The organism is Pararhodospirillum photometricum DSM 122 (genome assembly GCF_000284415.1).
GTDB classification, from domain to species: domain Bacteria; phylum Pseudomonadota; class Alphaproteobacteria; order Rhodospirillales; family Rhodospirillaceae; genus Pararhodospirillum; species Pararhodospirillum photometricum.
Genome location: NC_017059.1, coordinates 2,908,305 through 2,931,167 on the forward strand (window position 1 = coordinate 2,908,305; position 22,863 = coordinate 2,931,167).

Consider the following 22,863-nt stretch of genomic DNA (forward strand, 5'->3'; position numbering starts at 1 on the left):
GAGGCGGGTGATCTCCTCCAGGGGCGTTTGGCCGAGCATCTCGAGTTCCGGTCCCAGGGCGGCTCCCATCCGGTCATAGACTGCGCGCACGCCCTTGGTATCGGGGCCGCAGTCCATGAGTTCGCCCAGGATTTCCGCCAGCGGCACGAAGCTGGCCACCGAGCCCGCCGTCGCGGGAGGGATGGGAACCGCTCGGTCCGCCAGGGTTTCCACCCGGTGGGCCACGCCGATGGTCACCGGCCGGCCACACACGGGGCAGCGGCCATCCAAGGCCAAGGTGTCGCGGGGGTCCAGGCGCACGGCGCAGGCTCGGTGGCCGTCCATGTGGTATTTGCCTTCCTCGGGGAAGAACTCCACGGTTCCCTCGTAGCCCTCGCCGGTCATCAGGGCATGGCGCAGGGTGTCGTAGCCGGGCGGGCAGGAGAAGGCGGTCGCCTCGCGTCCCAGCTTGGCCGGCGAGTGGGCATCCGAATTGGACACCAGCCGGAAGCGATCGAGGGACGACACCCTCCAGTTCATCGCCGGATCCGACGACAGCCCGGTTTCAAGAGCCACGATATGACCCGCCAGATCGCCATAGCAGGCCTCAAGAGAGTCAAAGCCCGATTGGGCACCCAGGGCGGAAAACCAGGGGGTCCAGATATGGGCGGGGATCAGCAGGCTGTGGTCGTGTGCGGCCAGGGTGATCTCGAGCAGGTCGCGGGAGTCGAGCCCCAAGATGGGCCGGCCATCGGCGGTGATGTTGCCCACCCGGCCCAGGGCCCCCGCCAAGCGGTCGGCGGTGTCCAGGTCGGGCAGCAAGATCAGGTGATGGACCTTCCTGGTTTTGCCGTCTTTCTTGTAGATGGTCGATATTTCCGTCGAGAGCAGGAAGAAGACGGGCCGGCGGCAGGCCGGCGGCAGGGTCTCCCACAATGGCGTTTCGAGATCGGGCCGCAGGCGATAAAGGCCATTGCCGACTGCCACCAGCTTGTCGCGGATCTCGCCAAGCCAGCCCGGATGCACACAGTCCCCGGTCCCGACCACCGAAATGCCCTTACGGGCTGCCCACCACGCCAGATGTTCCAAGTCCAGGTCGCGGCTGGTGGCTCGGGAATAGTGGGAGTGCACGTGCAAATCGGCGTACAGGGGCATGACGGCAAGATCCCGGGGGGCAGGGGACGACTTGCCCACGATAGAGCAAGATGATTCTCCAGGAAAAGAGCGGTCTGACGACGAAAGAAGAGAAGGCTGAAGAGGTGCGGCCTTCCCAGGCCTCTCCTTCTCAAAAGGCGCTCTCGCGGATCAAGACGCTCACGGCCCCGCGCCAGAGGCGGGCCACCAGGCTTTCCGGCTGGCCTTCGACCCGTAAGGTGCCCCGTTGAACCTGCCGGGGAGGGGGCGTATCCAGGGGCATCGCGAGAACCCGGTAGATCGAGCGCTCCGGGATCAGGCGGTGCTGGGGATCTTCACGCGCGGCAAGGGGGCCGCCCTGAAGCGAGGCCAGCAGGGCGTGGTCCAAGACCGGTCGGTTGACGGTCTCCACCGCCTTGACCCGGGCTGCGATCGCGGGGGCTAGGGCATCGTCGGGATGAAACCGGGCCGGGGCGTCGGCTGGCAGGCGGTTCAGGTCTTCTTGCCGGGCATAAGCGACGATCTGGCCCGGCCCGGTGCCGATCACCCGCAACAGCACGCTTTGGGGAGCCACCCACAGACCCTCGCGGATCTCAGGAAGCAGGTCGGTGACCTCGCCGTCGATCTCGGCAAGCAGGGTCAGGGTCTCCTTGCGCGCGTATAGCCCGGCTTGTTCGGCCAGCAAAGCGCGCTGGTCTGCGAGGAGCAAGGGGACATCGCCGCGCAGGGTATCGTCGGTCATACTGCGTTCAACAGACATCTGGTTGACCTGTAAGCGCAGGTCAACCAGCCGGCTTTGGACCTCGAGATCGGGCGCCGAGAGGACCAGCAGGGGAGTTCCCCGGGAGACCCGATCCCCGGTCCGCACCAGGAGCTTGGCCACCCGGGCGGGTTCCGGGGCGTGCAGGGCGTGGGCGTGGGATGCCTCCAAGACGGCCGCTAACGGCACCGTCGAGCGCCAGGGAACGATCAAGGCGGCCAAGCCAAGCCCGAGGAGGGCGAGCGTGGCCAGGGTCTGGGGATTAACACGAAAATCCAGGCGTCGGCGCCACCACGTCATTATTTCGGTTGCCACGGGCTTGAGGATAAACCAGCCAATTTCGACAAAAAACAGGAAGATCCCGACGATTTTAATGAAAAAGTGGTAAACAAGCAAGGCGATGCCAAGAAAGAGAACGAGCCTGTAGACCCAGGTTGCCCAGGCATAAACAATCAACAGGCGTCGCCTCGGCCCTGGGAGGGGTTCGGGCGCCGGATCCCCCAACCCAAACAGCATCTCGCGCAAGGCCCAGCGTCCCAGGGCAAAGGCGCGCGACTGCAAGTTGGGTTCATCGAGAAGGTCGCTTAGAATATAATAGCCATCAAAGCGCATAAAGGGGCTGAGGTTGATGGCCAGAGTGGCGATCCAGCCCGCCGAGGCCAGAAAAAAAGCCGCCGAGCGCGCGGGCCCGTCTTCGATCACCGCCCAGGCAAGCGTGGCAAGCAAGGCGATCGCCAGTTCGGTGACGACGCCGGCCGCCCCGATGGCGAGGCGCTGGCGGCGGTCGCTGAGACGCCAGCCGTCTGAGGTATCCGTATAAAGAACCGGCCACAGCACCAGGAAAGCAATCCCCATGCTCGGGACGCGGCACCCCAGGCGGTGGGCCACGAAGGCATGTCCCAGTTCGTGCATCACCTTGGTCAGCGTCAGGGCCGCCCCCATCCAGACCAGCCCGTCCAGGCTGGCGAACTGGGTGAAAGTGTGAATAAAGACATCCCACTGTCGGGTCACTAAAAAAAGACCGAGCACACCGAGAAGGCCAATGACAGCAAGAGCTCTCTTTGTATAAATAAATCGCACAAAGGGCCATGCCCGGCGCAAAAAGCGATCCGGTTTGACCAAGGGGATTCGGATAAACAAATAGTTGTGCAGCAGCCATTGAGCCCAGGGTGGACGATTGGCTTCGCATTGCCGTAACCACATCGTTCGGTCGGCCGGTGTTCCCATGGCGACCAAAAGATTGGCCCGCAGAAAATGAAGCAGGGCTTCCAGGTCAGCCGGCCCCGGGGTGAGGGTGGTTTCGGCCGTCACTTGCTCGCACACCGCCCGGCCGTTCCCAGCCCCCCAGCGCGCCAGCATCTCAAAGGCCAACCACCCCAGCCGGTGGTAGCGATGGCGCACCGGGTCATGCAGGGTCCACGTCGGCGAGCCATCGGCGGCCCGAGGCCCCGGCAGAAGCGACAGGTCATCGCGCAGAGGGGGCAGGGGGAGAGCCATCAGGTCCAGGGGCGCGGCCACGTTACATTCCCAGGAACTGCCGGACCCCTGCGATGGGGCGGCGCAAGAGGGTGAACGCAAACGGGGCCGTCGTCCCGTACAGTTTGGCCGTGCCCTGGAGCCCAAGACGCAAGGGGACCGAAAAGTCGGCCTCGATCCGATACCCTAAAATACCGTCCGGCGTGGGTTCGGCGTCGTAGCTGGCCCGCCGTAAGACAGCCTCCACCGGGTGCAAGGGATCAATCGCCAGGAACAGGCGGACCCGCGCGCCAGGCTCCAGGACGATGGCATCCGAAACCGGCAGATGGATGCGGGCCTCGGTTTGGGTCGGATCAGCCACCACCATGACCCGCTCACCCACCGCCACCGGGCGACCGGTCCAGTCATCGCGATCGGCAAACACCGCTACCCCATCGGTGGGGGCCGTGACCAGGGCGCGTCCCAAAAGCTCCTCGGCATAGGCCAGCTCGGTGGCGCGCAAGGTAACGGTTGCTTCCTTAAGGGCGACTTCGCCTTTGCGTGTCGTATCCCGGAAAGCGGCCTGCTGAGCGAGCCGCCAATCGGCCTCGGCAAGGGCAAGTTGTTTGGCGGCAACCTCGCGTTTGGCGCGCAAGGGGGCTTCTTCAAACCGGAACAAAGGATCCCCGCGACGAACCCCTTGGTTGGGGTCGATCAGAATTTCCCGCACAACCCCCTCGAGAGGCGCCGCCACCACCCAGGGATCGCGCGGCACGATCTCGACCGGCGCCAGGGCCGATTGGGGGACCGGCCAAGCAAGACCCGTCCCAAGCCCGACAGCCAGCAGGCCCCAGGCGATCGCCCGTCTCCCGCGCCAACGCCACGGTTTTGATCGGCTGCCTAGGGCGTTCCAGGCGTGGGCGTAGGCTTCGCTCAATCGTTCTCCCAGGACTTTCTCCGCCGCTTGAAACGGCACGTCGCGCACCAAGATCAAGGTGCCCAGGCAGCTTCCCGCCGTGATCAACGGGAGGGCCAGGGCCTCAGGCGGCCACCACAAGGCCCAGTCCTGGCGCAAGCTTTCGGGCAGGGCCGCCGGGTCCAGGCGTTCCGCTCCCCGGGCGGGGTCCGGGCGCAGGACCTTGAGCACCGACACGATCCAACTCGCCAAGGGCGCCTGATGGTCGATGACCGGCACATTGGAGATGGCGGCCACCGAGACCCGGGAACCGTCGTGCCGGACCAAGATCGCCTGACGGAAGGCCAGCAGGCGCCGGGTTTGGTTGACCATCACGAACCGCAGGGCGTCTTCGTTCTCTGCGTCCCGGGCTTCTCGTTCCAACTGAAGAAACGTGGCGTAGACCGCGCCCTCCTCGCTCATCCTTGCCGTCTCCTCATGGAGAGCTGCTGAAGGTGGCGGTGCCGCTCATTCCGGCGACAAGATCAGGCGCGCTGCCGTCCAAGGTGGCGTAAATCGTCACCGACTGGCTTACCGGATCCACCCGCGCTCCCAGCCGCGAGATCCGGGCCGGATGATTGGTGCCGGTTTCATCCACGCTGACGCTCAGAGGGGCCCCCACCTTGAGCCAAGCCAGCCACGATGACGGGACGATGACCTCCAGGTCCAAGGAGGAATCATCCAGAATTTCCAGCAGCTCCTTGCCCGCCTCGACGCTTTCAAAGGTCTTGGCGTGCTGCTGCACGACCCGCCCCGGCCAGGGCGCGGTCAGCTTGCAGCGCTCAATGGTCAGGGCCGCCGCCTCGACCACGGCCTGGGTCTCCTGAACCTCGGCCCGGGAGATGGCCACATCCAGGTCGCCAATCGAGTTCAGTTTGTGCAATTGCTGGTTGGATGCAAGCCGGGCCTGAGCCGCCGCCAACTTGCCCCGTCCCTCGGCAAGGCGGGCTTGGTAAAAGCGGCAATCAAACTCGACCAGAACGCTCCCCTTGTTGAAACGCTGTCCCGGGCGCACGGGAATGGACACCAGCCGGCCGGCAATTTCCGCCGAGAGTACGGCCTCTCGGGCCGGAACCAGCAGACCCCGTGCGCTGGGTGCGGGGTCGGCCAAGGCGGACCCCGTTGCAATGCAGAGCATCACCGAGGTCCCAAGAAGGACGCTGCGCACCCTCACGACCCCGCCGTCTTCGGCGCAACCGGCATGTCGCTGCGGATCTCGCCCTTTTCCCAGCGCTGGAAGGTCTGGGCCAAGGTGGCACTCAGGGTTGGCAGGTCGGCGGCTGTCAGTTCCTCGGGCAAGGGATCTGCCCCCACGGTTGCGAACATGCGGCCCCACGCGGCTTGCAGGTCGGCATAGGCCATGTCACGGCGCAGATCCGCAAGGGTAGCGCCCATCTGGCCCCGCACCACCGCACGACGGCCTTGTTGGCGCGCCGCCTTGCCCGCCTCAAGCTGGCTCAAAATCCGGTTCTCCACCTCGGCGATCCGCTGGGCCAACTGGTAGTCCTCAAGCGCCGTCCGATAGGCAAGGTCCGCGACATTCACCTGACTGAGCACCGCCATGGACAGGGCGTGGCGCCGCACATGGGAAAGCTGCTCTTGGCTTTCAGCAAGGGCGATGGCCCGCGGGCCGGAGAGCAGGTTCAACAGGTTCCAGGTCAGTTGCATGCTGCCCGAGGCCCAGGCGTTGTTCAGAAGGTATTTGTTGCCCGAGTAGTCGTAGGACGAACTCAACTCAAGCCCGGGCAGCATGCGCAAAATGGCAACCCAGCTTTCGTTCTCATTGATCCGCAACTGGTAGGATTCCCCCCGAACCTCCGAGCGATTGGACAAGGCCAACAGTTCTAGGTTGTCGGTATCGGCCGGCAGGGTTGGCAGGTGGGTCGGGGTGGGAAACTCGGCGGCGGCGATCAGGAAAGGGGTGCCGGGGCGCAGGTTCATAAGGGTGGCAAGCTCGGTGCGGGCCTGGGTCATCTGGCTGCGCAGGCTCTTGAGCTGGCGTTCGGCCTCCAGGACCGAGCGCTGGTAGTCCAGGGCCTCAAGCAAGGGGCCGATCCGCAGGCTTACGGCTGCGTCGGCATCGGCCACCGCCGCTTGGACCTCGACCAACAAGGGGTCTAGCCGCTTCAAAAGCCGATCCGCCGCCGCCGCCCGCCAATAGGCGGCGCGCACGTCTTGGACCACGTTTTGCACCACCTGCCGCCGTCGTTCCGAGACGATCAAGGACTGATCGGCCTGCTGGCGGGCCCGGATATAGCCAATGCCAAAATCAAGCACGTTCCAGCTCGCCACTAGATTGGCGGTCTCGAAGGCTTTGGCATCCGAACTTGTGTAGGTATCGCCCACCTGTCCGGCATTGGTCCCGTTCATGGTCCGACTGACCGAGGCATCGTAGTTGGAACGTGCCGAATAGCCCGCCGATGCCGCCAGCTTGGGCAGCAACGACATTTCGGCAACATCCACCTCGCGGCGTGACACCGCCTCTTCCATCAGCTTCAGGCGGCGATCGAGGTTGTACTTGAGAGCGCGAGCAACCGCTTCTTCCAGTGTGATCGGTCCTGTCACGGGCTGCTGGTCCTGGAACATGGAGACCACATCTTGTTGGGCCCGCGCGTCGTGCTCGGCTTGGCTATAGGGCGTGGGCGACACGCAGGCCGACACGCCCAGGGCCAAGAGCCCCATCAGACTGGCAGTCCCCAGTCGTGCCCTGCGGTTCCCCCAAAAAGAGACTCCGATCGCCATGCGCTTCACTCTTATCCCCCTTGTCAAATGACGTGTGTGTGATGGGCTGGCATTCAGGCCGCTTCTTCCCCCACCGCGCCCCGGGCCAGCGCGGCCACCGAGCGCGCCAGCACGGCGGCCTCGGCGTCGAACTGGGCGTGCAGACGGGCCAAGTGGGTGGTAAAGGCCTCGCCTTCCCCTGTGGGTTGCGAAGACTTGTGGCTGTCTTCCAGGACAAGCTGGGGGTCTCCGGTCGTTTCCAGCAGACCCTGGACGTTGGGGGCGCGCTGTATGCCCGTGCGGCCCAAGGGAGCCTGTCCCCGGGGGGGAGTCGTCCCTGTCTCGGACGAGGTTCCTTCAGTGGACCCCGTCCCTCCGGCAGCCCCGGTAACAGCCGGCGCCTCTGAAGAAAAGTCCAGTCTGTCCAACCCAAAGGCGGTCCCCGAGAACCCCAGAAGGCCGCCCATGCCAATCGACCCGGTCATGATCCCGCCCAAACCCTCGGCGGAAAGCGAGCCCGAGCCCAATCCCGTTCCTCCCGACAAGACGCCGGTTCCGCTCAGGCCAGCCGGGGCATAACTCCCGAAGGTCTGAATGCCGGAGGTGACCGGAGTGCTCGTGTTGTCGAGGGGCGAGGGACTGCCCAACTGCCCCGTTACCGCCGTCGGAACGGCGCCGTTATTGGGGCCGGCTCCCGAACTCAGGGCTCCCGCACGCACGGGCGTGCCGCTGTCGAGCAGGGCGTTCCCGGTCTCTGTGGAGGAGGTCGTCGGGGCTGTCACGCCGGCGACGCGCCTCGTGGTGTCTGAGGAGGCGGTGGCGGGGGCGTTGGTGAAGGAGTTGGTGCCGATGGACGAGGCCGCTCCGCCAAACGGCGCCCCGCTTTGGGAGGCCGTTCCCGATGATGCGGCCACAGTCAGACTGAAGGTTTGGGAAATGGACGCTTGCGAGAGGTCGGTGGCCGTCACGCGCACGACGTAGCTCCCGCTGGTTGTCGCTGTGCCGGAGAAGGTCCGGGTGGCCGGGTCAAACGACAGCCACGTGGGAAGCGCTCCTCCGCTCGCCAAGCTGGCCGACCACGTCAGACTGTCCCCCTCATCCGCATCCTGGAAGGCGTTGGCCGGGACTTGGTAGGACAGCAGTTCACCTTGGGCCACACCTTGCGCCGTCAGGCCAGCCCCCACATTAGGAGTGGTATTATTTGCGGCAACACTGAGGGTGAAGGTCTGGCTTGTCTCGGTGTTGCTGCTATCCTTGACCGTTACCTTCAGGCTCACCGTGCCCGTATCGCCGCGCTTTGGCGTGCCGGAGAAGGTCTGCGTGGCCGGGTCAAACGACAACCACGTGGGCAGCGCCGCGCCGGACTCCTGGCTGGCCGACCATGTCAGGGGGTCGCCATCGGGATCGACAAAGGCCGTGGCCGGCACCGTGAACCGGAACGTTGCCCCTTGGGTGGCCGCCGCCGTTGGGATGGCCGTGCCCACCCGCGGCGCGTCGTTCACTCCCGTGACGTTGAAGGTCATGGTGCCGATGGTGCTCGACGTGCTCCAGGTGTCCCGGACTTTCCACTGGAACGACGCATAGCCCGAGGAGGCCGCGTCGGCCGCCGGCCGGAAGGTCAGTTTGCCAAGATCGGCCACGGCCACCACGGCGTTTGCGCCCAGTACGGTGTCGTTGCCTCCGCGCACCCCGTCGCCATCCCGATCCAAGAACAACTCACCCACCACCGGCGCCTTCACGATCACGATGGCTTGCAAGCTGTCGCCCTGGTCCACGTCGGTGAACCCGAAGTCGGCGGCGGTGAAGGTTTGGGCGGTGTCCTCCACCAGGGTCTTGGTCCCCTGGGTCGGCGACACCGTGGGGGGATCGTTGAGCGCGATGATGTGGAAGACCGTTGTTCCTGTGTCAGAAGAGAGCGCCGCGCCGTCACTGATCTTCCACGTGAAGGCGGCGTAGGAGGAGCCGTTGCCGTTGGCCTCCGGCCGGTAGGTCAGTTTCGCGATGTCCGCTGCGGCAATGACCATGCCACTGCTGACCAAGGTATCGCCGCTGCCGAACACCCGGTCGCCGTTTTGGTCCAAGAACAACTGGCCCACGGCGGGAAGCGATTGGATGACGAGGGCATGCAACGGATCGCCGTCACTGTCGGAGAACCCAAAGTCGGCCGTTGTCATCGTGATCGCTTGGTCCTCCATCCCGATCAGGGAGGCGGGGAGGTCGCTCACGACCGGGGCGTCGTTGACCGGCCGGACCTTGAGGGTCAGGGTCGCCGTTTGCGCCGACAGGGCGGTGCCGTCGCTGACTTGGTAAGAGAAGCTGGCGTAGCCGTCGGCGTTGTTGCCGTCCGCCGCCGGCCGGAAGGTGAGGGTGCCCAGATCGGCCGCCAGGACCACGGTGTTGGCGCCGATCAGGGTATCGCCGCTGCCGCGCAGCCCATCGCCGTCCCGGTCCAAGAACAATTCGCCGGCGGTGGGAACGGCGGTGATCCGCAGGGCCTGGAGGGTATCGCCCGGGTCACGGTCGATGAAGCCAAAGTCAGCGGCGCTCAAGACCAGGGCCGTATCCTCGTCCGAGGTCCGCACGGGCTGGAGATCGGCCAAAGTCGGGGCATGATTCACCGGGGTGATGGTGAAGGTCATGGTCCCCGTCTCGGACGAGGCCGTGCCGTCGTTGACACTCCAGCTCAAGGTGGCCTGCCCGGTCCCCCGGCCGGCCGGCTTGTATTTCAAGCGGTCAAGATCGGCCGGCATCACGAGGGTGTTGTCGCCCAACGCGATATCGCCCGCCCCATAGGTGCCGTCCTGATCGACATCGACAAACACAACGCCGTTGCTGGGAACACTGAGCAAGGTCACGTACGCCAAGGCGGCCCCGCTATCCACATCCGTGAACCCGAAGTCGGCGGTGCTGAAGGACAGCACGCTGTCTTCATCCAGGGTGCGGGTCGGGGCGGGATCGCTTAAAGTCGGGGCGTCGTTGACCGCGGTGACGGCAATCGCCACCTGCCCCTGAATCGGGGTGCCGACGCCATCGCCAAGGCTCACGCTGAGGGTGGTCGCGCTGTCCAGGTTCGCCGCCGGGGTGAAGGTCAAGGCGTTGAGGGCCGCCTCGACCGCGGCCGGGCTGCCGCTGATGGTCCAAAGACCGGTGACGGCCGAGAAGCTGCCTCCCAGCGGGCTGGCGAGGCTACCCTTGCCGGGCACGACGCTGACCTGGGCCGTGATGGTGGCGCTGTCGGGATCGGTGAGCGTGACCGGTGTGGTGAACACCTTGGGCGGCGTCGCCGGGTCTTCCGTGTAGGACAAGGTCTGAGTGAGGCCGGTGACGCGCGGGAGGTCGTTGACCGGGGTGACGGTGAGGGTCAGGGTCCCCGTTTGAGCCGACGACGCTTGGCCGTCGCTGACTGTCCAGGTGAAGGTGTCATAGCCCACGCCGGTCCCGTCGGCCGCCGGCCGGTAGGTCAGTTTGGGGAGATCGGCCGCACTGACCTGGGCGTTGGCCACCAAGAGGCTGTCGCCCGCGCCCCGCACGCCGTCGCCGTCTTGGTCCAAGAACAACTCGCCTTGCGTCGGGACCGTCACTAGAGTGATCGCCTGCAAGCTGTCGCCCGCGTCAATGTCGGCAAAGCCGAAGTCGGCAGCGACGAAGGTCAGGGCCGTGTCTTCCACCAGGGTCTTGCTGAGGCTTGTCGTCGTGAGGGTCGGGGCATCGTTGACCGGGGTGACGGTAAGGGTCAGGGTGCCCGGCCCCGAGGACGAGGAGCCATCGCTGACCGTCCAACTGAGGGTGGTGTAGGCCGTGCCGTTGGCGTTGGCCGGCGGGCGGTAGGTCAGTTTGGGGAGATCGGCGGCGGTAATGAGGGTATTGCTGGCAATCAGGGGATCGCCGGCCCCGCGCATGCCATCGGCATCGTTGTCCAGGAACAACTCACCTAGGGCGGGCGGGGTCAGGATCGTGACGGACTGGAGCGTGTCCCCCGGGTCGGCGTCACTGAACATGAAGTCGGCCGCGCTGAACGTCCGAGCCGTGTCCTCGGCCAGGGTCACGCTCGGGTTGGCGTTGCTGAGGCGGGGGGCATCATTAACCGGCAGGACCTTGAGGGTCATGGTCCCGGTCGTGGCCGAGGTCAGGCTGGCGTCGCCAACCTTCCACTGAAACGAGGTGTAGGCCGTCGCATTGAAGGCGTTCTCCTCGGGCCGGAAGGTTAGTTTGGCAAGATCGGTCGCCGCAACCGCCGCATTGGCGGCCAGTAAGGTGTCGCCGGCCCCGCGCACGCCGTCGCCATCCAGATCCAAGAACAACTCACCCGCCGCCGGCACGCTCACCAAGGTGACGGACTGAAGCGTGTCGCCGGTGTCCACATCGCTAAAACAGAAGTCCCCGGCCGTGAAGGTCAGGGCCGTGTCTTCGTTCAGGGTCTTGCTGTTGGTCGTGGCACTCAGGGTCGGCGCGTCGTTGACCGGGGTGAGGCTGAGGGTCATGGTGCCCGGACCCGACGACGCGGTGCCATCGCTGACCGTCCAGGTGAAGGTTGTATAGGCGGCGCCGTTGGCATTGGCCGGCGGCAGGTATTTCAGCGTGGCAAGGTTGGCCGCCGTGAGGGTGTCGCCATTAACGATGACGCGATCGCCCGTGGACACCGTGCCGCTGTTGTCCGCATCGACAAACAAGGTGCCAAGAGCCGGTTTGCTCACGATGGTGATCGAGGCCAGGGCCGCGCCGGTATCCACGTCGGCAAAGCCAAAATCGGCCGCCGTGAAGGACAAGACGCTATCCTCGTCAAAGGTCTTGGTTGGGTTGGCGTTGCTCAGGGTCGGGGCGTCGTTGACCGGCGTCATGCTCACCGTCACCGTGCCCGTCATCGGGCTGGCCACGCCGTCGCTGAGGCTGACACTGATCGAGGTGTTGGTATCGAGGTTGGCCGCTGGCGTGAAGCGCAGGTCATTAAGGGCCGCCGCGACCGCCGCGGGTGTATCGGTCAGGGTCCAGACCCCTGTGGTGCTGTTGTAACTGCCCACGCTACCGCTCGCCAGACTGCCCTTGGCGGGACTGGCCAGGGTGACGGTGGCCGTGAGGGTGGCGCTGTCCACATCCGCCACCGTGACCGGGCTTGGGAACACCTTGGGCGCGGTAGCCGGATCTTCGGCCACGCTGAGAGTCTGGGTCAGGTTGGTGGCCGTGGGGGCGTTGTTCACGCCTTGAACCGTGACGGTCAAGGAGGTGTCGGGTCCCCAGGTGTTGGCGTTATCCTGGGCGGCCACCGTGATGGTGCGGTTTGTGGTTGTGGGGGCCTGGGAGGTGTTGTTGTAGAAAAGGCCCTGCACAATTGTTTGCGCCGTGGCTAGCGACGTGTCCCCGTCATCAGGGGTGATGGTCAAGACGCCGGTCGAACTGTTGTACGCAGCGGTAAAGGACTCCCCGCCGGCCACGAAGCTCGTGGTTCCCGCACTGGCGTAATAAATCGACTCGGCGGTGCCATCGGGCCGGGTGGCCAGTGTGATCCTCAGGGCCTTGATGGTGCCATCGTCCGAGATCGTGCTGTCCGAGGGGAAGCCGAGAGCCGTGCCCTCGGTGAACGACAGGGTCTTGGTCAAGCTGGCGCTGGACCCATCCAGATCAACGACCGGCGCGCGCACCACCGCTACGCTGGCGGTCGCGGTGTTGGAAGCGGCGGCGCCATCGTTCAGCGTCACCGAGACCGTGCGCGTTGCGGTGTTGGTGGTGCTGGTATCGCTGTTGACGTAAGTCACCGAGCGCAAGGCCGCTTGCCACTGGGCCAAGGTGGCGCTTTGACCGGCCGAGCTCAGGGTCAAGGTCCCGCTGCCCGCGGTCCAGATGCCGGTGATATTGCCCATGGAGGAGGCATCGTTGGTAAAGGACAGGGCATCCTTGCCGCTGTCATAACTGCCGCTAATCACCAAGGTCGCCTGGGCGAAGGTGGTGCTGTCGATATCGGCGAGGAGGGCATCGGGCATGATCGCCACCTCGGGGCCGGCCACGGCGTAGGAGGCCGTGCTGTTGAGGCCGGCACCGGCGCCGTTGAGATCCAGGGTCGGGGCGTCGTTGACCGCCGAGACGTTGAGCGTCATGGTGCCGCTGGCACTCGAGGTGGCGGTGCCGTCGCTCACCTTCCAGGTGAAGGTGGTGTAGGGGCTGCCGTTACCATCGGCGGCCGGGCGGAAGGTGAGTTTGGTCAGGTCGGCCGCCGTTACCACGGYYCCATCGGTGATCAAGGTATCGCCCGCGCCGCGCACACCGTCGCTGTCGGCATCAACGAACAACTCGCCTGTGGTCACCGTGGTGACAATCGTCACGGACTGGAGAGTATCGCCCGTGTCTACATCGCTGAACTTGAAGTCGGCGGCGGTGAAGCTCTGGGCCGTGTCCTCGTTGACGGTCTTGCTGTTGGTGCTGGCGCTGAGGGTCGGGGCGTCGTTCACCGCCGAGACGTTGAGCGTCATGGTGCCGCTGGCGCTCGATGTGGCGGTTCCGTCGCTCACCTTCCAGGTGAAGGTGGCATAAGGGCTGCCGTTGCCGTTGTCAGCCGGACGGAAGGTCAGTTTGGCAAGGTTGGCCGCCGTCACCACGGTTCCATCGGTGATCAAGGTATCGCCCGCGCCGCGCACACCGTCGCTGTTGGCATCAACGAACAACTCGCCCGTGGCCACCGTGGTGACAATCGTCACGGACTGAAGGGTATCGCCCGTGTCCACGTCGCTGAACTTGAAGTCGGCGGCGGTGAAGCTCTGGGCCGTGTCCTCGTTGAAGGTCTTGCTGTTGGTGTTGGCGCTGAGGGTGGGGGCATCGTTGAGACTGGTGACGCTCAGGCTGGCGGTCGCGGTGTTGACCGAAAAGGCCGTGCCGCTGCCGTTGCTGCTGGTGCTGACCTTGTTGCCCTGGGTCCCCGAGGTTTGATCCCAGGCGCGGAAGGTCAGGCTGGCCGTCTCGCCGTTTTGGCTGTCGGGGACATAGCGCACACTGGCCGTCGAGGACAGCAGCAAGGCCGAGGTGTTCGAGACCGTGCCCACCGCAGTCCAGGTGGTGCCGTTGGTCGAATACTCCCAACTGCCCGTGCCCGTGGTGGTCGTGATCGCAATGCCCTGGGAATCACCCACATCGGCGTCGGCGGCGCCGGTCGCCGTCCACAGGGCCGAGACGAGGGTGACAGAACTGGTCGTATCCTCGTTGGTGCCGGTCAGAGTCGTGGTGGCCGAGGCGGGAAGGGTGGGCGAGGTGTTGGAGGTTGTCGTGACATCAAGCTTGGTGACACTAGCCTGGGCGTTGGGCGTGGTGGCGCTGTCGCGGGCCACCACATAAACGTCATACGACGCCCCCAAGGTCAGGCCCGTGATGCTGAAGGTGTGGCTGTAGGGCGAGGACGCCACCGCTTGGTTGCCGGCCTTCAGCGCGGCGCCGCCGCCCGCCGCGGTGCCGGCAATCACGTTGGCCACACTGGGGGCGGTGGCGCCGTCGGCCACCACCACGTAATAGAGCGTGCCGGCCTCGTTTAACGTGGCCGACAGATCAAAGCTGGTTTGACCCACGGTGCTTGTCGCTGGGCTGACCGAGAAGGTCGGCGCCACATCATCGACGACCGTAACACTCATGACCTTTTCGTAGGTCAGGCTGCCGTCGCTCACCTGGAGCCGGATCGAGTAGGTGCCGCTTGCCATGCTGGAGGCATCGGTCGCGCGCAGCGTCGTGCCCGAAATATTGAAAAGGCTGTTGTTGGTGTCGCCCGTGCCGGCCACCAAGCTGTAGGTGAACGACGCCGAATCTGGATCGGTGGCCGTGAGGGTGCCAACCGTCGCGTTGCTGCCGCCCGACTGATTGATCGAGCTGGCTGAGACGGCAATGTTCGTGGGAGCATCGTTGACCGGCGTGACGCTCACCGTCACGGTGCGGGAGGTGCTGGAGGCCGACCCGTCGCTGCTGACCACGGTCAGACTGCGCGCGGTCGTGGTGGGAGCGTCGCTGGTGTTGTTGTAGACCACCCCTTGCAGGATGCTCTGGTAGGTCGCGACCGAGGCCGAGCCGGTGATCGTCAAGACCCCGGTGCTGCTGGTGTAGGTTTTGGTCAGGCCGGCGCCGGTTGCCGTGCTGGCCGCGCTGGCGTTGAGATCAAGGCTTTCGACCGCGTTGCCGTCCGGCCGACTGCTCAGGGTGATGGTCAGGGACGACAGGGTGGCCGAGTCCGCATCCGTCAGGGTTGCCGACGGCGCGATGAGGACTGCCGTCTGTTCCGTGAAGCTGGCCGTGGTGTCCGAGCCCGCCGTCGCCCCGTTCAGGTCGGCGACCGGCGCTTGGTTGTTAGTCCAGGTGGTGGTGGTGCCGACGAGGTACTGCGCCTGGGTTGTCGGTGATCCGGTGCCGCTGCCCGAGGTCGCCGCGTTGCCCGACGTGTAGGCTGCAACCGTGGTGCCGGTCTCAATGGCCAGCGTGCCAACGCTCCACAAGCCGCCAACCCCCTGGCCGCCGGCCCCGTTGGCGGTGGTGGACGTGCCGCCGCCGCCACCACCACCCGCGCCTTGATTGTTGGTGATGTGGGAGGTCACCGCGAGCTTCAGCGTGCCGGCGTTATAGATGCCACCAACCGCCGCGCCCCCCTTTCCGGCTGTCTGGCTGCCGTTGCCATAGCCGCCGCCGCCACCGCCCCCACCGATAGACCCGGCAAAACCGCCCGCGCTCCCGTCCTTGCCGGCCGACGCCGAGGCTCCCGTATACCCTTTGCCCCCGGCGCCCCCGGCGCTGCTCGTCCCGCCGTAACCACCGGCCACAACGGCACCGGTCCCCGTCTCGAACTGATACCCACCCCGGGCGCCCACAGCATCCCCAGACACCGTGACCCCGTTGCCATCATAGCCGGAGGCTCCCCCGCCACCGCCGGCGTTGGTCGAGCCCGTCGCGCCGAGACCCGATCCCTTGACGCCCCCCCCGACAAAAGAATTGCCGCCCTTGCCCCCGGTCCCGCCCCCCAGAGCGCCGGCGCCGCCACCCGCCGCGCCATAAGCGCCGCCCCCGCCACCGCCTGCCGCGTAGTTCGCCGTCACGGTCGAACTCAGCAAGGTGACGGTGGCGCCAGAGGCAATATTCAAGCCTGCACCCAGCGCACCGGTGCCATCCACACCGTTGCCCGACGGGTTGTTGAGGCTGCCCCCGGTGCCGCCAGCACCGGAGACCAAGCCATGGGTGAGGATCAGGCCGTCCAGGGTCACGGTCCCCGCCGTGACATTCAGCACCCGGCTTTTGTAGTTGGCATCAATCGTCACATCGGGTGTGCTGTCGTCGTTGAGATCGCCGTCGATCACCAGATTTTTGTTAATGGACAGCTCGCCGCCGGTCAGTGTGATGGTCATGCCGGTGGTGAAGGTAATGGTGTCCCCCGCCTGGGCGCTGCTGAGGGCCGTGCGTAGGGCGCTGTCGGTGTTGGTGGAAACCGTCACGGTAGCCAAGCTGTAGGCATAGGCCTCGCGGCCTGCCTCGGTGAGGGGCATGCGCGAGGTGTCAATGATCCCGGTGGTGACTTCCAGATCCCAGTCGCCCCCAATGGCCTGGGAGCCGGTGCGATCGTCTGAAGCGGCGACATCCGCGCCGGTCAGATCGGCCAGGGACTGGACAAAAGCCGCGCCCGCGCTGCCCTGGCCAACATCGCAAGCATAGAGCAAAATATCGCCATCGGTCGTCAAGGCTTGGCCGATGCTCTGCCACTCGGCCGCCCGGCTGTCCAGCGTGTCGTTCGTCAGAAACGTCGTGCCCAGGCGCAGATCCCCGCTCTGGTCGCCGTGGCTGATGATGTAAAGCGCATCAATGTCGTGCTCATTTTGCAAGAGACCGGCAAGTTGCGCCAAGCCATCCTCGCCTTTGTCGAGCACGATCACTTCGGCACCAGCGGACACGCTCGCCGCCAAGGCACGCCAGTCGGGCAGGGAGGCGTCAATCACCACGATCTCGCGACGGGTGTCGTCCGCCGTCGAGGTTTTTTCCGCTGTCGTGACGTCGCTGGGGGGGGCGGCGCTGGGGACGGTGTGGAGGGCCGCCGCCTGCTGCACGCTGGTGTCCGTTGCGTCGCCGTCGCTCGCAAAGGTTGAGCTGGCAACGGCGTGGGCGGTGGCCTCGCGGGTTGCCTCAACCCCCGAGGCTGCACCGGCCGCATCAAACATAAAGCGCGGTTCCAGGGCATAGGCCAGCGCCGGGGAGACTGAGGAAAGGGTCCGGCTTTTGGCGTGGCGAGAAGCTTTGCTGATCTTGTTCATGACGGTCTCGGCCTTTTTGCTCTGTCCGGTTCCTGTGGAGCCGGCTCCCCTTCTTTTTTTCCGGTGGTCGCGGCTCAGGGCCCCGCGGCCACGCTCTGGTCAGGCGGCGCGACGGCCGTCGGTTTGGGCGCGATGACGGCGGCCCGGCCCGGCGGTCCCACCCGCCAGAAGCTCATGTCGCTGTACTGCGCAAAGAGATCGGGCGGCAGAAGGCTTGGCCGTGGACGCGGGGCCACCGGCCCCTGGACCCAATGCATGCCAGGCAGGCCCAGGCGGGCATCGAATTCGGGTTCGTCATGGGAGACGCTGGTAAAATCGTGAGAAAACGGCGACTCCCCAAGAAACTGGTAAATCAAGGCTATAGCCTCGACCGGTCTTGCCACCAGAAGATCGTAGTCAACCAGTAACATACGGTCAGCTTCTTCGCCGTAGAACGCCTCCTTGACGGCACACCACGCAAAACCGACAAGGCGGTTTCGTTGGGCCAGGGTTTCGACACGGGAATAAACCGTATTACGCTCGATATCGGAGTCGAACAGGCGGGAGTTCAAAAAAGGATGCTGCCGCGTCAGACGCTCCAGGCTGTCCATCACCCAGCCGACATCGCGCACGCAGCAGATCATGCGTGCCTCGGGAAAAAGCCGGAGCAGAGCCGGCAGTCGAGCCGCCCACAACCGCGAGCTGTCGAAGATCACCGTGTCCGCAGGGTGGGCGCCGTAATAAGACGTGAACAGTCCGCGCAGCACGCGCACCCGCTGCTCTTGCGAGACATACAAGGAGGTTTCCTCGGTCGCGCCCATCGCGTTGAGGGTTGCCAAAAACAAGGGGCCCAGCGGGCTGACAATCCCGGCGCGAAAACGCGGATTTTGCCGCAGGAGCGCAGACAGCAGGGTGCTGCCCGAGCGCGGCAGGCCGGAGATGAAATGGATCCGCCATGGCATGGGAGAGGTCATTCCCATCCTGCCCCTCTTGCTGCAACCTTGTGTGTAGCGTTTGACAAGAATCAATCATCAACGGGCCATTGACCCCTATTTGGTTCAATCTATCAAATCGCTCTCTCATGTCGATACCGTCTTCTAGACATTCGGTCAACAACTCTGCATAAAATAATTGAGGAGTGGACTACCTCTATAAAAATTAGTGCAGCTTTAACGGTATCTGTTCAAAAAACAGTATTTTTAATTTTAAAACATGCTTTTTCCGCTTAAAAGCCACGCATTAACAATGAAGGGCTAAGTGCTTTTAGATTGATTAAAATCAAATGGTTAATTTATAAGATTAAATGATATGAATCTTTCTAACCCCCCCGCCTGGAGAGAGTCGATGTCCCAGCCAAAGCCCCTCGACAAATCCCTCGCTGATCTGACGTCCGCTGATTTTGCGCCGGGTGTAGCGCAGCCCTGGACCCTTGTGACACCGCAGCTCGATATTCCCCTGATTCTGGAGTCGGCGACCGAACAGGCCCATGCCCCGGCACCGACGCTGCGCAAGCCGTTCTCGTTGATGTTCCATACCCAGGAGATGCGCTACCCGCCCCAGGGCACCTACGTTCTGCGCCAAGACGACTTGGGGGCGGTCGAGGTGTTTGTCGTGCCTCTCGGGCCGTTGCTAGGGCAGCCCGACGTTTTCCGCTATCAGGTGTGCTTTAACTAGCCTTGCCTCCGCCGCCCCTTTCCCTCCCGCGGGGAAAGGGGCGGCCCGCCGAGGGATCAGGCGACGGAAGGCACCTCATGGCCTTTGGGCAGCCAGCGCATGTATTGGTAAATGCCCCGCATTTCGAGGGCCTGAAAGCCCAGGCGTTGGTAGAGCCGGTGTGCCGGGTTAAAGGGCTCGACATGCAAGGACAGCGGCCGCTCCAGGGACGTGGCAATCTCCATAAGCTCTGTCAAGATCGCCGTTCCCAGCCCCTGATTGCGGCAGGCGGGCAGCAGGGCGATGTCCATGACGCGCAGTTCCGGCCCGACAAAGCCCGTGTACAAACGGCCAATGCGCTCGCCATTTCGTTCGATCACGTCCAGGCGGCACCCCGGGTAATGCTCGCGATAGTAGCTTTCCTGCGCCAGGACCTGCATCTCCATCAAGGGCCACCACTGGTCGTCGGGCAGGGGCGCTTTTTCTCGGTCCATCTCCCGGGTTGAGGAAAACAGAGTCACCTGCCAGGAAAAGTCTTCCGAGGTTGTTGGGCGTAGCCGGCATCCAGCGATACGCTCGTTGCGAAAAGGCACGGACAAGGTCACGGTAAAAACTCCCTTCAGGCATCAAATCAGTCGGGCGCCACCTTAAAAAAAGCGGCGCCCGCTTGGCTAAATTGCTTACCGCCATCTCAGGAGCGGGATGGCCAAATACCATAGAGGGAAATGCAATAGTTCATGGGGAGGTAGGGTTGGCGGTTTTCATGAGCGGCTCCGGTGTTGTTTGGGCCGCATGCCGTGCCGACCGTAACCCCACTCATTATGGCGGTCGGAGTGCTTGGGGGGGCGTATATTTTAGTGATGCCTGTGCGCCCTGAAGCGCCGTTGGCGAGGCGAATATTGCTTCCCGGGATGGATACGTTGGCGGTGGTATTTTTAGCCACGACAGGATGGGTATGCGCGGGGGTTTGGGCCGTGGTTAAGCTAACGGTCTCGCTCCCGAGATCTTCACCCAGGCTGTAACTGGTGGAGTTCCCCGGTTCAGCGGCGTTACCGAAACCGATTGCAACGCGGCCCGCGAGATTGGGGAGGGCAAAGGTTGTCCGCCCATCTCCACCATACCTATTGCCGATGAGCATGAACAAGACTTGGTTTTGTGAAACATTCATCATATCTCCCCGGCAAAATGCCCAGTCTACCGGGGCAAAGCTGAAGGCAAAGGCCCTAATTTCTCCAGTAAACGCGTCCATGTCTTCATGTCCTTTAGTTTTTTGAGGGAAAAATTCCTTGGATTGCAATGATGTAGTTTAATGTAAGGGTTGGCATAATGTTGTCGTGGTCTAGATTTAAGGCGCCAATCTGTGTTGAAAGAGTGCCGCTTCCCAAGGTGATATCGGCTGGATTTGGTGAGACACTGCCCTCTGTATAATAGAGCAAGGCTTGTGCGGTTGCGGCACTCCCGGGGGTGCTGCTCGCCCCTGCTTGAGTGACGGCATTCATCACGTGGGTGTGTGCCGGCATTTGGGTCTGCTGCAAAGAGAGTGAGGTGCTTCCTAGCGTCTGTCCGGCAGTGCGTTGGGTTAGACCGGCGCCCGTGCCCTGGCTGATGGGAACGCGGCCAATGAGTTTTGGTAGACAAAAATTCGTGACATCTCCGCCATAGATTGTGCCAATCAAAGAATAAAGAGCTTGGTTTTGGGAAATAGGCATCTTCTGCCCCTGGCATAAAGCCCAGCCAAACGGGGCATAGTCAAAGGCAACAAGGCGAACTTCACCCAAATAGCAATCCATGACGACGTCTCCTTTTTCGTTGACGTTGTTTCAACCTTAGCTTCTGGTTGGGTAGATGCCGTTTACTGCGATGCAGTATGACATAACCAGAGTGGGCTGCATGTTGCTGTGGGGGTTTCCTCCGACGACGGCCACCGTGGCCGGAGATAACGGTGTTAGGGGTGTAGTGTCGGAGGGCGTGACGTAAATCGGGATGTTTGTGTTTGTCCCCAAAAGGTTTCCGCTCGCCGTATTGGTGGAGGCCGCTGTGTTGGAAGCGTTCAGCGCATGGGTGTGGGGAGGGACCTGATCCGGGGTCAGCGTCACCTGTTCCACCCCTCCTCTGTGGGCATATCCTATGGCGTAGCTGGTCGTGCTGCCGGGGAGAGTGCCGCTCCCAACAATCGCTCGCCCTTGCAAATCAGGGATGTTGAAGGTGGTGTTGTTTGGGGAGGGGGAGAAGGTGCTTTGCAGAAGACTGCCAAGGGCTTGAAATTGGCTAAAATTAAGGGATTGCCCTTGGCAGAGCATCCAGTAGCGCGGGGGAAAAGTATAAGGAAATAGTCTGATTTCACCGATGAAAAAGTCGCTCATGAGGGAGGTCTCCTTTTTCGTGCATTCCTCTCGTTAAGAGGGAAATGATTAAAATTTTACCCGAAAAAAGAGGGGTGTGCACTCTTAAAGTGGTGTCTTTGGTCGCAAAAGGTCTTTGGAGGGAATGTGGCTTCTTGAAATATAAAAAGGATGAAAAATTTCTTTATGAGAAAAATTTTATCGATATGAAGAGAGTTTATAAAAAAATCCCCCGCTGAGAGGCGAGGGCTAGCAAATTCAGAAAAATTAGAACGATTGTTAATTAGGAAAGAATTTGGGGAAATATCTTGGGGCACTTGCATAGTATTTTTGAACGAGGCCGTCATAGGTGCCTTCTTCTTTTATGGCATTAAGATACGCGTTGAACGCGTCACGCAAGCGCGCCCCCGACGGGCGAAAAGCCGCCGCCAGCGCCTGTTCCTCGGAAATAGGACCGAGGACCTTGATTTTTCCCGCCCACTTTTGCAGGTCGAGCACGGCGTTGGGAACGTCGAGCAAGGTGAAGTCGGCCTCACCGTTGAGCAGCGCCGGTACCATTTCATTGAGATTGGTGCTCTTGGTGTAAGCTCGCAGATCGATGCCTTTGGTCTTGAGGCCGTAATTGGCCGGGTCCAGGCAGGTGCGCTCCATCACCAGAAGGCTGTGCCCTCCGATCAGAGCCTTGGTCGCTTCGATATCCTGAGCCAGCGAGCCGCTACCAACGATAGGGTTTTGTGGTGCGTCGGCTCGGGCGACCAGCCAAACTTGCGAGGGAAAAGTCGGCTCGGAGTACAGCACAACTTTTTCGCGCCAGGGCAGGATGGTGAACCCCGCTGCAATCATGTCCCCGCGCACGGGATAGCTTCCTTCCTGCACCACATCCTCTGCGCGGCGCACACTGTCGTGCCCCAAAAGATCACGCATCACCGTATAAAAATCGGTTTGAACAAAAGTATACCGTACCCCCAGCGATTGGGCGAAGCCCCGAGCCAAGTCCACGTCGAATCCGTCGCCGTCTCCGGTTACAAAATTTGCATAATATATCCCCAGGTGGCGCAACTCGCCCCGCGCCAAAACATCGTCCAGATCATCGGCCCAGGCTGTCGCGCCGCCCAGACCCCAGACCCAAAGGCTGAGGGTCAAGATGACTGCTTTCATGATGCCTCTCCTTTTTTCCGCTGCACGCTTCTTTGCGGCTGTTGCCGGGCTACACCCGGAAGGCTTATATTTATTCCAAGGGATGGGTTTGGAACAGCATGCGGTCGGGCGATGCCAAGCCTGGGATCCATCCTGTGCTACAGGCAATCTAACAGACTTTGAATCTCTTTGATCGCGTTCGTTTTTTTTTGCAAAGGGGGATCCGCTTTTCCCCGGCAACTTCCACACTGACTTCGTTGGGAACGCAGAGAGATATGAGGCCCTTTTGAGTAAGTTTTCTTTTAGCCTGACCTTTCTACGGTCTCCCTTTGGGTCTCGCTCTCGGGGAAGAAGGTCTGCTGCGGGGCATCTGCGATGGGCCCGAGGGTGTCGCACAAAGGTCTGGGAAAGGCATCCGCTTGACGCATGTTGAAGGCATCTGGGAAGGCGGGGCTGCGCCGGCAAGGATGGCGAGAGGATGGTTTTGTGCCCCAG

General features: G+C 63.2%; 13 protein-coding genes. 2 read left to right on the plus strand and 11 right to left on the minus strand.

All coding sequences use genetic code 11. The annotated features are described in order from the left end of the window. The first annotated feature begins 558 nt into the window (after nt 1-558). Nucleotides 559-1,188 (plus strand): hypothetical protein, encoded by a 630-nt coding sequence (locus RSPPHO_RS20575; RefSeq protein ID WP_197535610.1) that lies wholly within the window; start codon nt 559-561, stop codon nt 1,186-1,188. Between the two features lie 76 nt (nt 1,189-1,264). Here RSPPHO_RS20575 and RSPPHO_RS13080 read toward each other — a convergent pair whose 3' ends face one another. From RSPPHO_RS13080 to RSPPHO_RS13105, 6 genes are all read right to left on the minus strand, one after another. Continuing rightward, on the minus strand, nt 1,265-3,391 hold the full coding sequence (locus tag RSPPHO_RS13080) for a site-2 protease family protein (protein WP_157879241.1): 2,127 nt from the start codon (nt 3,389-3,391) through the stop codon (nt 1,265-1,267). Between the two features lies 1 nt (nt 3,392). Continuing rightward, nucleotides 3,393-4,706 (minus strand): efflux RND transporter periplasmic adaptor subunit, encoded by a 1,314-nt coding sequence (locus tag RSPPHO_RS13085; protein WP_014415690.1) that lies wholly within the window; start codon nt 4,704-4,706, stop codon nt 3,393-3,395. A gap of 13 nt (nt 4,707-4,719) precedes the next feature. After that, nucleotides 4,720-5,457 (minus strand): efflux RND transporter periplasmic adaptor subunit, encoded by a 738-nt coding sequence (locus RSPPHO_RS13090; RefSeq protein WP_242390497.1) that lies wholly within the window; start codon nt 5,455-5,457, stop codon nt 4,720-4,722. Then, a complete protein-coding gene (locus tag RSPPHO_RS18395) occupies nt 5,454-6,965 on the minus strand; it encodes a TolC family protein (protein ID WP_041795519.1) in 1,512 nt (503 codons plus the stop codon). Before RSPPHO_RS18395 ends, RSPPHO_RS13090 begins: the two co-directional genes overlap by 4 nt. Nucleotides 6,966-7,078: 113 nt before the next feature. Then, complete coding sequence (locus RSPPHO_RS21580) at nt 7,079-17,257, minus strand: tandem-95 repeat protein (protein ID WP_041795521.1); 10,179 nt, start codon at nt 17,255-17,257, stop codon at nt 7,079-7,081. Between the two features lie 74 nt (nt 17,258-17,331). Continuing rightward, nucleotides 17,332-18,216: a sulfotransferase family protein gene (locus RSPPHO_RS13105; protein WP_197535611.1), complete on the minus strand. Its 885-nt coding sequence runs from the start codon at nt 18,214-18,216 to the stop codon at nt 17,332-17,334. Nucleotides 18,217-18,580: 364 nt separating this feature from the next. Here RSPPHO_RS13105 and RSPPHO_RS13110 point away from each other — a divergent pair, with 364 nt between their 5' ends. Beyond that, complete coding sequence (locus RSPPHO_RS13110; protein ID WP_041795523.1) at nt 18,581-18,910, plus strand: DUF6916 family protein; 330 nt, start codon at nt 18,581-18,583, stop codon at nt 18,908-18,910. A gap of 56 nt (nt 18,911-18,966) precedes the next feature. Here RSPPHO_RS13110 and RSPPHO_RS13115 read toward each other — a convergent pair whose 3' ends face one another. The 5 genes from RSPPHO_RS13115 to RSPPHO_RS13120 all read right to left on the minus strand — a co-directional run bounded on the left by RSPPHO_RS13115 (nt 18,967) and on the right by RSPPHO_RS13120 (nt 22,389). After that, nucleotides 18,967-19,494, minus strand: coding sequence for a GNAT family N-acetyltransferase (locus RSPPHO_RS13115; RefSeq protein WP_014415698.1), 528 nt, complete (start codon nt 19,492-19,494; stop codon nt 18,967-18,969). Between the two features lie 86 nt (nt 19,495-19,580). Further along, nucleotides 19,581-20,138 carry a phage tail protein gene (locus RSPPHO_RS19260; protein ID WP_081581772.1) on the minus strand — a complete coding sequence of 186 codons (558 nt, stop codon included), beginning with the start codon at nt 20,136-20,138 and terminating at the stop codon, nt 19,581-19,583. A 13-nt stretch (nt 20,139-20,151) separates the two neighbouring features. After that, complete coding sequence (locus RSPPHO_RS19265; protein WP_081581773.1) at nt 20,152-20,679, minus strand: phage tail protein; 528 nt, start codon at nt 20,677-20,679, stop codon at nt 20,152-20,154. 36 nt (nt 20,680-20,715) lie between these two features. Continuing rightward, entirely contained in the window at nt 20,716-21,252 is a 537-nt protein-coding gene (locus RSPPHO_RS19270) for a phage tail protein (RefSeq protein ID WP_081581774.1), read from the minus strand. A 258-nt stretch (nt 21,253-21,510) separates the two neighbouring features. Continuing rightward, a complete protein-coding gene (locus RSPPHO_RS13120; protein WP_041795525.1) occupies nt 21,511-22,389 on the minus strand; it encodes a transporter substrate-binding domain-containing protein in 879 nt (292 codons plus the stop codon). Between the last annotated feature and the right edge of the window lie 474 nt (nt 22,390-22,863).